Raw genomic sequence first — 11,882 nt, forward strand, 5'->3', positions numbered from 1 at the left:
GGAGTCACGACCACTTTTTCACCTTATCATCCACAACAGATTGCAGCTTTAAAATCACTCGCTATTAATATACTACAACGTTATCCTGATGTTTCACCAACTAATATCATAGGCCATAGTGATGTATCACCAGGTAGAAAAAGCGATCCGGGAGCTCTCTTTCCTTGGAAAGAACTCTATTTATCAGGGATTGGTGCTTGGTATGATGAAGAAACTAAAACTAAGTATTGCAAGAAATTTCAAACAAATCTTCCAAACAAAAATGACATTTTAGAAAAACTAAAAACTTATGGTTATGGCACAACCAAAACTGAGGATGCTCAAGTGTATCAACAATTGATTCGAGCATTTCAGTTACACTTCCGCCCTGAGAATTACTCAGGAAAAGTAGATATAGAAACCGTGGCAATTCTTTACTCTCTTGTTGATAAATACAAATCCTCCCCTCGTTCAACTTGAAGTTGCAGGTTTCAATATCTGAAAATTACCCGTAATTCTGGATATAAGTATGCCAGCAACTTCTGGTAGAGTTACATTGAAAAAATTTTTGATAGCAGAGGTGAATGTTTCTTTCGAGGATAAATAAACATTGTTCCTCACATGCACATTCATTATTTTACAAAGCCGCTCTATTGGATTTAAGTTGGGGCTATATGGCTGCCGGTAATGAAGCTCGGAGAACCGCAGGTTCAGGTCTTGCCTCTTGCTATCTATTATTTTTTGCATTTCAACACTAGCAAACTATACAGCTCATCATAAATAGCATGCCTAATACTCACGAAATTAATTCCCTCCCCTTCAAGGGGAGGGTTAGGGTGGGGTGAACACCCCGTCATAAGCTTCTACTCGAAAGCATAATGAGCGTGTTTGAGTTGTTTATATAACTTCTGCCAAGTGCTTTGGCAGAGGAAAACTGACCAATTTTGTTGTAAATGAGCAGGTTTGATTGGAAGCGATCATACTATACCCTTCCTACTTGAAGCTGCAGCGGTGTTGGCTACGTTCGTTCACCCCAATCACATAGTTTGCCTATGCTCATGGGGACTCACTCACTTGCCACCTACCTGCAACTCCAAGTTGTTTGGGTATATATTAATTATCTTCCGATGCCTGTCGGCCCCTAGTCTTCACGATAACGTGTTTATTTCTCTCTGATATTCCTCTTTATGGCTACCTCTTTAGGGTAGTTTGAGTTTGTAATTGATTTACATCAGTAATTCATTTTCTTTCATAATTAAAAATCTCGCTCAATGAAACGTTACCATAATTAGGAACCCATATGAGCAGGATGAAGCTGGTTGTCATCGGTAATGGCATGGTTGGCCATCGCTATATCGAAGATTTGGTCGAAAAAATGGAGGCATCGGCTGTTGATGTCACGGTTTTTTGTGAGGAACCGCGTGTTGCCTACGATCGCGTCCATCTTTCTTCCTACTTTTCACACCATACTGCTGAAGAGCTTTCGCTTGTTAAGCCGGGTTTCTATCAAAAACATTCGATTAATGTCTTGATGGGCGAGCGAGCGATTAACATTAACCGCGAAAAGCGCGTGGTCTATTCAAATACTGGCCGTGAAGTGAGCTATGACAAATTAGTCTTGGCGACGGGATCTTATCCTTTTGTACCGCCGATCAAAGGCAATGAAAGTAAAGACTGCTTTGTCTACCGCACCATTGAAGATCTAAAGGCTATCGAAACGTGCGCGAAAAAGAGCAAAAGCGGCGTAGTGATAGGCGGTGGTTTACTTGGCCTTGAAGCGGCTGGCGCGCTGAAAGCGTTGGGCGTACAAACCCATGTGATTGAGTTTGCTCCGGTATTAATGGCTGAGCAACTTGACTTGCAAGGCGGTTTACAACTGCGTAATAAAATTGAGCGGATGGGGGTGCAAGTTCACACTAGCAAAAATACGCTAGAGATTGTTGCTCAAGGCGAGACCGCTCGTAATACCATGAAATTTGCCGACGGTTCGGATTTGGAAGTTGACTTCATCGTATTTTCCGCAGGGATACGTCCTCAGGACAAATTAGCTCGTGAAATGGGCTTAGACATCGCGCCGCGTGGTGGCGTTGCCATTAACGATCACTGCCAAACATCCGATCCTGATATTTACGCGATTGGCGAATGTGCTTCTTGGAATCAAACCTTCTTCGGTCTGGTTGCTCCTGGCTACAAAATGGCAACGGTTGCGGTTGATCATCTTGTGGGTAATGAGAGCCAATTTAGTGGTGCAGACATGAGCGCCAAGCTCAAACTGCTGGGTGTGAAGGTGGGATCGATTGGTGATGCCAATGGACGAACGCCCGGTTGTAAAAGCTACGTCTATCAAAATGAAGAAGATGAAGTTTATAAGCGCATTATCGTTTCTGAAGACGGTAAAAAATTGCTTGGTGCAGTTTTAGTTGGCGACACGTCAGATTACGGCGATTTACTGCAACTCAAACTCAATGATATTGAGCTACCCAAACACCCAGACACCTTGATTCTACCCGCGCATGCTGGCGCTGAAAAACCCGCATTAGGCGCGGATGCACTACCTGATACTGCGGTGATCTGTTCTTGTTTTGATGTGACTAAAGCGAAAATTGCCCAAGCCGTGGCCGATGGTCATCATACGCTCGGCGCGATTAAAGCCGTGACAGGGGCAGGAACCGGTTGTGGTGGTTGCGTGCCTTTAGTGACGTCGGTTCTGAATGCTGAACTGGCTAAATCGGGTGTGGAAGTCAAAAACGATATTTGTGAGCACTTTGCGTATTCACGCCAAGAGCTGTTCCATTTGATCCGCATTAACGGTATCAAACGTTTTGATGAGATGTTGGCAAAACATGGACGCGGTTATGGGTGCGAAGTCTGTAAGCCAACAATTGGTTCAATTCTGGCCTCGTGTTGGGGGGATCATGTGCTCTCGCCATCGCTGGTCAGTTTGCAAGACACCAATGATAACTTCTTGGGCAACATGCAAAAAGACGGTACTTATTCGGTGATCCCACGCATGGCAGGTGGTGAAGTCACACCACAAGCGCTTGCGGTGCTAGCGAATGTCGCTCAAGAATACAAACTTTACACCAAAGTGACGGGCGCGCAGCGCATTGGTCTGTTTGGTGCTCAAAAAGACGATTTACCTGAGATTTGGCGCAAACTGATTGATGCTGGATACGAGACAGGCCAAGCCTATGCCAAAGCTCTGCGCATGGCAAAAACATGTGTCGGTAGTACGTGGTGTCGTTTTGGTGTGCAAGACAGCGTCGGTTTGGGTGTGCTGATTGAAAACCGCTACAAAGGTATCCGTACACCACACAAGATGAAGTTTGGTGTCTCAGGCTGTACCCGCGAATGTGCCGAAGCGCAAGGGAAAGATTTAGGCCTGATCGCGACCGATGCGGGTTGGAATATGTATGTCTGCGGTAATGGTGGTATGAAGCCTCGACATGCGGATCTGCTGGCCTCTGATTTAGATGAAGCAACACTACTGAAATACATCGACCGTTTCATGATGTTCTACATTCGCACAGCCGATAAATTACAACGCACCTCAGTGTGGCTAGACAACCTAGAAGGTGGTGTTGATTACCTGCGTGAAGTGATTGTGGACGATAAGTTGGGCATTAACGATCAACTCGAAGCGGATGTGGCGAAGCTTATTGCTGATTATCGCTGTGAATGGACAGAAACGCTTAATCATCCTGAGCAATTAACTCGTTTTACTCACTTCATTAATTCTGATTTACGCGATGAGAACGTCGTGTTCGTCAGCGCTCGTGAGCAGCACCGTCCTGCGACTTATGGCGAAAAACACCCAGCAGCGAAAGGCGATATATTCCACATTGCGCTTGCTGATTCGGCAATTTCTACCCCTGTTTTGGAGAAATAACTATGGCCAATAACACAGTATTTCAAGCCATCTGTGACATTAATGACATTGTTCCCGGAACGGGTGTGTGTGCACTGGTGAACGGTGAGCAAGTGGCTCTCTTCCGTCCGACTGAGGCGCAAGAAGTGATGGCGATAAGCAATATGGATCCCTTTGCTCGAGCCAATGTGTTGTCACGCGGTTTTATTTGCCAACATCAAGAGCAGTTCTGGGTAGCAAGCCCGCTTAAAAAGCAGCGTTTCAATCTCATAACAGGCCAATGTATGGAAGATGAACGCTTTAGCGTGAAAGCTTATGCCGCGCGAGTCACCGACGGTGTGGTCGAAGTCGCGGCTTAACAGCCGCTTTTGAGACGATGAGATTCAATAGCAAAAAGGTTCCTTGTTCATCGAGTTCTCTTGGTGATGCATCGATGGCTGGGAGCCTTTATCTATTCAATTTCCTTTTTTAATTTTAACTTTGGTGACAATAAGGACCATTATGTCTTATGTAAAACCTGCCGATTTTGTGCAAACAATGATTGACGCTGGCGAAAGCAAAATCTTCATGTCAACGCGCGATACCCTAATTCGCGGCATTATGGCGGGGGCGATTCTTGCTATCGCTGTCGCTGTGGCCATTACTGCGGCTGTGCAAACCGGAGTGCCTATTGTTGGCGCTCTGGTCTTCCCTGTGGGGTTTTGTATTTTGAACCTAATGGGCTTTGATTTATTAACGGGTGTTTTTGCTTTAGCACCTTTAGCTTTGTTTGAAAAACGCGCCGGAGTAACCAAAGCGGGCGTTCTACGGAATTGGGGCTTGGTTGGGCTGGGTAACTTAATCGGTGCCGTTGCCGTCGCCTTTTTAGTGGCGCTAACCTTCACCATGAGTTTCAGTATCGAGCCGAGCGCGGTTGGGCAAGCGTTTATCAAAGCGTCTACTGCTCGCACACTTGGCTTTGCCGAACACGGTATTAATGGCTGGATCACCGTGTTTGTGAAAGGCATCTTGTGTAACTGGATGGTGTGCCTAGGTGTTGTCGGTGCTATGACATCAACTACTGTGAGCGGCAAAGTGGTTGCAATGTGGTTACCTATTTTTATCTTCTTCGGTTTGGTTTTTGAACACGCCGTAGTGAACATGTATCTGTTCCCACTTGGCATGATGTTGGGCGCTAAATTCACCATCGTCGATTGGTTGGTGTGGAACCAAATTCCGGCCACATTGGGTAACTTAGTGGGCGGCTTGTTATTTACCGGGTTAAGCCTTTACATGACTCACGGTAAAACCTTGCCACAACGCAACCTTGGCTAACCATTGTTAAGTGAGGTTTAACCTCGCTTAATGACGATATCCTTTTGTCGATAAGGTAGAGAGTAATCATGGTAAGCAGTGTAACGAGTCGCGGTTTTGTCTCTTTAGTAGGCGCAGGGCCAGGCGATCCCGATCTACTGACGGTTAAGGGGCTACGGGTGATCAGCCAAGCGCAAGTGGTGGTGTATGATCGTTTAGTTTCGCAAGCGATTTTAGATCTGGCGCCAAGCAGCGCGGAGATGATCTACGTTGGCAAACAGTTGGATTTTCATTGTGTGCCGCAAGATCAGATCAACCAAATTCTGGTCGATAAAGCCAAACAAGGTAAAAAAGTTGTCCGTTTGAAAGGCGGTGATTCCTTTATTTTTGGCCGAGGCGGTGAAGAGCTCGAAACGCTGGCTGAACATCATATCGCTTATGAAGTGGTTCCGGGGATCACGGCGGCGGCAGGCTGCACGGCTTACGCGGGGATTCCGCTGACGCACCGTGATCACGCGCAAAGTGTGCAGTTCATTACGGGCCACTTACAAAAAGAAGGTAAAGCGATCAATTGGCGATGTTTAGCGCAAGACAACCAAACTTTGGTTTTTTATATGGGGTTAAAACAGTGCCCGAACATCACACGAAACTTGTTGGATGCTGGCCTGAGCGCAGAAACGCCTTGCGCGATTATTGAACGCGGCACTACAGATAAACAGAGAGTATTGACGGGCTCGCTTGACGATTTACCCCTTTTAGCGCAACAAGCACAAAGCCCAGCCTTGATTGTGGTCGGCAGTGTGACTCGCTTGCACGACAAATTGAAGTGGTTTGGCGTATACTAAGCGCAATTTGTAAAGCAGCGGCGAACAAGCCGCTGCTTTCGTTTCTATTTGAGAAGAGAGCTCATGGAAAAAGTTGCCATTCTTGTCGACGTTCAAAACGTCTATTACACCTGTAAAGAGAAGTACCGCCAGCATTTTGATTACAACCAATTTTGGTATGTAGCCACTCAAGGGCGAGAGGTGATCAAAGCCAATGCCTATGCGATTGCTAGCCAAGATCCTAAGCAGCGCCAGTTCCACCATATTTTGCGCGGTATTGGTTTTGAGGTTCAGCTTAAGCCCTTCATTCAGCGTCGTGATGGCAGTGCAAAAGGGGATTGGGATGTCGGTATTACTCTCGATGCGATTGAGCTGGCAGAGCAAGCTGATGTGATTGTTCTGGTATCAGGAGATGGTGATTTCGAGCTATTGGTCGAACGGATTAAACAGCGTTTTAACAAAAAAGTAGAAGTGTACGGAGTACCAAGACTGACGGCTCAAAGCCTTATTGATGTCGCCAGCCAGTTTGTTCCAATCGAGCAAGACTTACTGTTGTAGCTCACCTTCAGCAGGCACAATCTCACTATGTTGAGTATCTACCGTGCTGGTTGAAGCGGCTTGCTCAGCGTCTAATTTTTCACGTTCAGCTTTGGAAATATAACGAGGCTTATTGCTGCCGTGCAGCTTGGCATGCTTCTTTTTAAGATGCTTTTGCAGTGTTTGGTTAATTTTCTTTTTGCGGTTCATCGTCGTCTGCTCTTTGACACAAAGTCTTGGGTACATGAGGAACAAGGTGGCGCAGGATACTTGTTTTTATCTGCGATCTCAATGGAAGTTATTGGCAATGGAAAAAATGCATAGCGATCTTTTAACGGGAGAGCTGCTCAGTGAGTTTCGTACCGTAGAGGCGATGGTGAACATTTATTGTCAGCGCCATCATCGCTGTCAATCTGGCCTCTGTACGTGTTGCAAAACCTTGTTGGAATATGCGCAAGTACGCTTAGATCGCTGTCCTTATGGCCAACATAAACCCACCTGCAACCGTTGCCCAATTCATTGCTATAAGCCTGAGCCGAAAGAACAAATGAGATTGGTGATGCGTTACGCAGGGCCAAGAATGTTGCTTTCTCACCCTATATTGGCGATCCGCCATCAACGATTGAACCGTGCGCCTTGCGATAAAATATGATCCGCTTTGCTGCGACTTATTTTCCCGCCACCCACTGGCGTTTGGTTTTGAGGCTTGAAGCCAACATATAAATACAAGTCGCCAGTAAAGCAATAAAGAGATAGCCCATTAAGCCTTGCGATCTTTGCATAAACCAATCAGCGATCATTGGGCCAACCACAGAGCCGATACTGTAGCTAAACAGCATAACTTGTGTCGCTGAGACAATGTAATTGGCATCGAGCTTATCACAACCTAAGTTGATGGCGATTGGGTACAGGGCAAACGTCGCCATACCTAAGAAAAACAAGCTGGCAGCTAATATCATCATCGTTGAATCGAACAAGGTCATGGTAATCGCCGCAGATCCAATCAAGCAAAACAGTGCCATTAATAGTGTTCGGCCCAAAAACTTTGATAGCCAAGGCACCATAGGTTGCACCGCCATGCCACCCAAAACTACAAGCGCCATTAAGCTGCCAATATCGGTATGGCTGATACCGCGTTGTTCCAATTCAACAGGCATTAGACCGTAGATAGCCCCCAAAGTGAGTCCTGAAACTCCGCAACCGAGCAAGGCGGCATGGTTTAGTTTGAGTACCTGTTTCAGTGATAGGCTGACGGCATGCTGAGTTGACGGTTGGTCAGATTCGCCATAAATCAGCACCAAACTGGCGATTAATAGCAAGGTAATGATGGCAATGAAAGGCACGCCGCCTGATACGCCTAAATAACCAATCCCTAATTGGCCCAATGCCGTACCGCCGTAAAGCGCCGCCATATAGATACCAAGGCGTTTTGCTCGGCCTTTTTCATCACCGTGTAATAGCCAAGACTCGACGACAACAAAAACACCCGCCACCGCAATACCAGCAACAAAACGTGCCACTAACCAAGCACTGGCATAGTGCAGAGCAGGTAAGGCAAAAATGGTTAACATGAGTAGCGCTAAGCACCATACAAAAGCGTTTCGGTGGCCAACTCGGTTGACAACAGGTTCAACGACTAATGCGCCGATCAATAAGCCAGCGTAAAAGGCACTGGCAAGCCAGCTTGCCAATGAACTATCAAGCCCGTAATGCGGCAACATCAATGGGATCAGGCTCATTAAATAGCCTGAGGCAATCGCATAAAGCGATAGCGCAATGACCGGAACGGAAATGCGAGGGGACGACGCGTTCACAGTGATGTTGTCCATTGACTTTGCCTCAAAACCAGAATTGATGGGAGATTTTGCGGCGAATATGGAGCTGATATTGAGAAAGATAAAACGAAAAATTATGTTCTTAACGATTAATTTTATTAATCGAAAATAAAGCCAGAGCAATGAGCAGCAAAGTTGGCATAAATCGATAAATAATGCCAACTTTATTATTGGTTATAATGAGTTACTCTTTCAGTATCGCTAGACTTAACGTCGGAGTAAAAGTGCGTATACTGACTGACATCAAAAAGACCTTTTGAGTCTCATTTCTCTTTCATACGATGAGTTTTTAATTTTAGGTCTTTGGATTGCATTAGAAAATACAACAAGAACAGGTTAACAATGACAAAATTCTATGCCGAAATTACAGGTTGGGGTAAATGCCTACCACCTGCAACGCTCTCAAACCATGACCTTAGCACCTTTATTGAAACTTCCGATGAGTGGATTAAAACTCGCACCGGGATTGAACAGCGCCGCATTAGCCATGTCAATACCTCGGATTTAGCTACGGTGGCTGCCCAACACGCCATCGCTTGCGCTGGGATTGATGCAACTGAGATTGATCTCATCATCGCAACCTGTTCGCCAGATTCTCTTATCCCAAATATTGCCTCGAAAGTGCAGCAGAACCTTGGGATTAAAAATGCCGCCGCTTTTGACTTAAATGCAGCCTGTACCGGTTTTGTTTATGGATTAGAAACTGCGACACGTTTAATGCAATCAAGCCATTACCGCCATGCGTTAGTGGTGGGTGCTGAGCGTCTCTCTTTTTACATTGATTGGACCAAACGTGATACCGCTGTGTTGTTTGGTGACGGTGCTGGCGCTGTTGTCTTGAGTAAAACCGATAAAGTAGTGGGTTTGCAAGATGCACAAATCGGTTGTGATGCAGAAGGGCGTGATATTTTGGCAGTGCCTAGATTTGGCTCATCGATGGATCGTTTTGCCGCTGACAATGGGTATTGGGATTTTGATTTTGTTGGGAAAGAGATTTTTAAACGTGCGGTTCGAGGCATGGGCGCAGCGGCGCAAACTGTGTTGGCGCGCTCTGGTCTTTCAACCGAGCAAGTTGATGTGGTGATCCCGCATCAAGCGAATATTCGTATCATTCAAACCTTGTGTGACTTATCAGGTATTAGCCAAGATAAAGCATTCGTTAACATTCAACACTATGGTAATACGTCTGCCGCGACCGTACCTATTGCATTGTGTGAAGCGGTAGAACAAGGGAAAATCAAACCGAATGATAACCTGCTGGTGGCCGCTTTCGGGGCGGGCTTAACTTGGGGGGCTGGGCACATCAAATGGGGCGAGCGTGTTACCGCGATTAGCCGTAGCCAAGCGCAGTTACCAGAGTGTCAGTCCAGTGCGTTAGAATTATTGGCCAATGCAATTGAGCACTGCCAGCAGCGCCCGCTATCTAAATAACGCTTAGAAAACGAATGTTCACACAGTACAAGCAGTATGAGAACAGGCCACAATGTGGCCTGTTTTACTCTCAATGCTAGGTGTGTAAACTAGGCAATCGCCATGGCGAGCAGGCTAATTGGATGAATGGTTTCTAACGCGGTATTTTCTTCAATTTGCCATTTACAGGTTTCACAATCGGTAATCGCATAGTCAGCTTGCGATGTTTTGATTGCATCAAACAGGTGCGCGCCAATTTTCATTGAAACGTCATAGTTCTCTTCTTTAAAACCGTAGGTTCCCGCTAAGCCGCAGCATTCGCTGTCTAAGACCACTAACTCCAATCCCGGGATCATTTTTAATAATTCAATGGTAAAAATGACATTACCGCTGCGTTCAAGGTGGCAAGGGGTGTGGTAAACCACTTTCAAGTTAACGGGTTTCATTTTAGGCGCATTACCGCTCATGAACTCTTTGAGTAGAAAGCGTGTGACGTACTCGATTTGTTTGACCACCTTACTATTATCAACCCCTAAAACATGAGGGTATTCTTGTTGTAAGGTAAACGAACACGTTGATGAGGTGGAGAGGAGCGTCGTTTGACGATCAACTACCGCGGCTTCGATATTTTTCACATTCAATAGCGCATTTTTACGTGCTTTATCGTGAAAACCATTGGCAATCAGCGGTACACCACAGCATTTCTCGTTATCCAGTAACCGCACGCCGATATTCATCGCATTCATCACAGAGACAAAATCTTTACCTAACTGTGGGTGGTTATAGTTAACGTAGCAGCCGTGGAAATAGGTCACTTGCCGGTTATACAGGGGTTGGCGTGTGCAGTTCTGCTTAAACCAACGACGAAACGTGCCGTGTGAGTATTTGGGAAGTGATTTATGATCGTGCACACCAATGGTCTTGTGCATCAGTTTTTTTACCATCGGCATAGCCGTAGCAGCGTTCACAATCGGTGCAAATGGTGTGGCGATCGTGCCAAAAAGATCGGTATGGCTCAGCACGTAATCACGCACCAGCTTTGGACTCAGTGTTTTTTTGCCATGTTTGCCACGCGCCACAGCAATGATATCGCCAATTTTTACTCCGGAAGGACAGGCGGTTTCACACCGTTTGCAGTTGGTGCAGAGCTTGAGTAGGTCGTCATAATACTCTGCGCTTTTAATCCTCAAGCGTTCGCCATCCGGCCCGCACTGTTTTGGCCCCGGGTAGAGTGGGTTTGCTTTAGCAACCGGGCAATAAACGGTGCAAACAGTGCATTTGATGCATTGATCAAAAGAGGTATTTTGGGGTGCGGCTTCAACAAAAGAGGTGCTCATGCTAATACCTCCTGAATGGCTGGTCGAGATTGAGTTTGAGCCATAATTTGAGAGGTAGCGTGGTAAGCGCTGGCAATAGCAACGCCTCCACCGCTGCCTTCAAAGACAGGATCATAACCCGCGAGCATCGAACCACAGCAGTATAAATTGGTAATGATATTACCTTGATGAGTTGGGTTAAGTGACGTGTTGGTCAGCACACCAAAGGTCATGAAAGGGTGAGAGTTTTCTGAGAAAAAGGCATGGTTTCGCCATAGAGCGCGATCATGACAGCTCTCCGTCTCTAATTGGAACACGGGTTCGCTAATACCGTGATGAGAAGCCTGTAAACCTTGGCTGAAATAGCTCCCTGTAGCCATCACGAAATGGTCAGCTTGAATCGGCATATCATTGAGATTTTGAGTATGAATGGCGGTCAAACGGTTACCATCAAATTCACCACTGATGACTTTATCGCCTTTTAAATGAGTACCACCCATGGTTAAAAAAGCTCGGCTGAGTGTCTCTTCAATGCGGATGCCCATTAATGATGGCGGCATGGTCGGGACTTCATGCAACTGCAAGTTGGTTTCCAATTTAAGTTTGTTCAGTAAGGTTAACCCATCACCATTGCCCATGATGGCAGGTAGGATCACTAGATCTTGCACAGTGGCATGACGGATCAGTTGATCACAAAAACTGCGCCATGCATGTGGTTGTTTGAGCAAACGAGCAATATCGATGGATCGCAGTTCGTTGGGGTTATGGCGAAGTGCTTCGAAACCCGGAATCGTGATATTGATGATCTCACTTGGGATAG

12 protein-coding genes and 1 pseudogene are annotated in these 11,882 nt (G+C 46.1%); 8 read left to right on the forward strand and 5 right to left on the reverse strand.

The window, feature by feature from the left end:
* Nucleotides 1-459 (forward strand): N-acetylmuramoyl-L-alanine amidase (locus VOR_RS0110580; protein WP_010319678.1); only part of this gene is annotated, 459 nt, incomplete at its 5' end.
* On the opposite strand, the pseudogene VOR_RS19140 reads toward VOR_RS0110580, so the two are convergent.
* Nucleotides 451-675, reverse strand: a pseudogene (locus VOR_RS19140) (IS630 family transposase); the annotation flags it as partial. The gene VOR_RS0110580 and the pseudogene VOR_RS19140 sit on opposite strands and share 9 nt — an antisense overlap.
* 604 nt (nucleotides 676-1,279) lie before the next feature.
* Here VOR_RS19140 and nirB point away from each other — a divergent pair.
* The 5 genes from nirB (at nucleotide 1,280) to VOR_RS0110605 (ending at nucleotide 6,522) form a co-directional block, all read left to right on the forward strand.
* Nucleotides 1,280-3,868 (forward strand): nitrite reductase large subunit NirB, encoded by a 2,589-nt coding sequence (gene nirB / locus VOR_RS0110585; protein WP_029627098.1) that lies wholly within the window; start codon nucleotides 1,280-1,282, stop codon nucleotides 3,866-3,868.
* 2 nt (nucleotides 3,869-3,870) lie between these two features.
* Nucleotides 3,871-4,206 carry a nitrite reductase small subunit NirD gene (gene nirD, locus VOR_RS0110590; protein ID WP_010319680.1) on the forward strand — a complete coding sequence of 112 codons (336 nt, stop codon included), beginning with the start codon at nucleotides 3,871-3,873 and terminating at the stop codon, nucleotides 4,204-4,206.
* A 142-nt stretch (nucleotides 4,207-4,348) separates the two neighbouring features.
* A complete protein-coding gene (locus tag VOR_RS0110595; protein WP_010319681.1) occupies nucleotides 4,349-5,161 on the forward strand; it encodes a formate/nitrite transporter family protein in 813 nt (270 codons plus the stop codon).
* Nucleotides 5,162-5,229: 68 nt separating this feature from the next.
* Nucleotides 5,230-5,985 carry a uroporphyrinogen-III C-methyltransferase gene (gene cobA, locus VOR_RS0110600; protein WP_010319682.1) on the forward strand — a complete coding sequence of 252 codons (756 nt, stop codon included), beginning with the start codon at nucleotides 5,230-5,232 and terminating at the stop codon, nucleotides 5,983-5,985.
* A gap of 63 nt (nucleotides 5,986-6,048) precedes the next feature.
* Nucleotides 6,049-6,522 (forward strand): LabA-like NYN domain-containing protein, encoded by a 474-nt coding sequence (locus VOR_RS0110605; RefSeq protein WP_010319683.1) that lies wholly within the window; start codon nucleotides 6,049-6,051, stop codon nucleotides 6,520-6,522.
* Here the strand turns inward: VOR_RS0110605 and VOR_RS0110610 are convergent.
* Nucleotides 6,511-6,711, reverse strand: coding sequence for a DUF2986 domain-containing protein (locus VOR_RS0110610; RefSeq protein ID WP_010319684.1), 201 nt, complete (start codon nucleotides 6,709-6,711; stop codon nucleotides 6,511-6,513). The genes VOR_RS0110605 and VOR_RS0110610 overlap by 12 nt on opposite strands.
* Nucleotides 6,712-6,757: 46 nt before the next feature.
* On the opposite strand from VOR_RS0110610, the gene VOR_RS17105 reads away from it, so the two are divergent.
* Entirely contained in the window at nucleotides 6,758-7,153 is a 396-nt protein-coding gene (locus VOR_RS17105; RefSeq protein WP_081480744.1) for a nitrous oxide-stimulated promoter family protein, read from the forward strand.
* 16 nt (nucleotides 7,154-7,169) lie between these two features.
* Here the strand turns inward: VOR_RS17105 and VOR_RS0110620 are convergent, their stop codons facing one another.
* The gene (locus VOR_RS0110620) at nucleotides 7,170-8,330 is read right to left on the reverse strand and encodes an MFS transporter (RefSeq protein WP_010319686.1); all 1,161 of its coding nucleotides are present in this window, start codon (nucleotides 8,328-8,330) and stop codon (nucleotides 7,170-7,172) included.
* Nucleotides 8,331-8,678: 348 nt separating this feature from the next.
* On the opposite strand from VOR_RS0110620, the gene VOR_RS0110630 reads away from it, so the two are divergent.
* Nucleotides 8,679-9,767, forward strand: coding sequence for a ketoacyl-ACP synthase III (locus tag VOR_RS0110630; protein WP_010319687.1), 1,089 nt, complete (start codon nucleotides 8,679-8,681; stop codon nucleotides 9,765-9,767).
* Between the two features lie 89 nt (nucleotides 9,768-9,856).
* Here VOR_RS0110630 and glpC read toward each other — a convergent pair whose 3' ends face one another.
* Nucleotides 9,857-11,083: an anaerobic glycerol-3-phosphate dehydrogenase subunit GlpC gene (gene glpC, locus VOR_RS0110635; protein WP_010319688.1), complete on the reverse strand. Its 1,227-nt coding sequence runs from the start codon at nucleotides 11,081-11,083 to the stop codon at nucleotides 9,857-9,859.
* Nucleotides 11,080-11,882 (reverse strand): glycerol-3-phosphate dehydrogenase subunit GlpB (glpB, locus tag VOR_RS17110; protein WP_010319689.1); only part of this gene is annotated, 803 nt, incomplete at its 5' end. The genes glpB and glpC, both read right to left, overlap by 4 nt.

This window comes from Vibrio ordalii ATCC 33509 (assembly GCA_000257205.1).
Lineage (GTDB): Bacteria > Pseudomonadota > Gammaproteobacteria > Enterobacterales > Vibrionaceae > Vibrio > Vibrio ordalii.

Bases quoted from the DNA above. Each gene is read 5' to 3' on its own strand.
- nirB (WP_029627098.1), top strand. From the start codon at position 1,280: ATGAGCAGGATGAAGCTGGTTGTCATCGGTAATGGCATGGTTGGCCAT.
- nirD (WP_010319680.1), top strand. From the start codon at position 3,871: ATGGCCAATAACACAGTATTTCAAGCCATCTGTGACATTAATGACATT.
- VOR_RS0110595 (WP_010319681.1), top strand. From the start codon at position 4,349: ATGTCTTATGTAAAACCTGCCGATTTTGTGCAAACAATGATTGACGCT.
- cobA (WP_010319682.1), top strand. From the start codon at position 5,230: ATGGTAAGCAGTGTAACGAGTCGCGGTTTTGTCTCTTTAGTAGGCGCA.
- VOR_RS0110605 (WP_010319683.1), top strand. From the start codon at position 6,049: ATGGAAAAAGTTGCCATTCTTGTCGACGTTCAAAACGTCTATTACACC.
- VOR_RS0110610 (WP_010319684.1), bottom strand. From the start codon at position 6,711: ATGAACCGCAAAAAGAAAATTAACCAAACACTGCAAAAGCATCTTAAA.
- VOR_RS0110620 (WP_010319686.1), bottom strand. From the start codon at position 8,330: ATGGACAACATCACTGTGAACGCGTCGTCCCCTCGCATTTCCGTTCCG.
- VOR_RS0110630 (WP_010319687.1), top strand. From the start codon at position 8,679: ATGACAAAATTCTATGCCGAAATTACAGGTTGGGGTAAATGCCTACCA.
- glpC (WP_010319688.1), bottom strand. From the start codon at position 11,083: ATGAGCACCTCTTTTGTTGAAGCCGCACCCCAAAATACCTCTTTTGAT.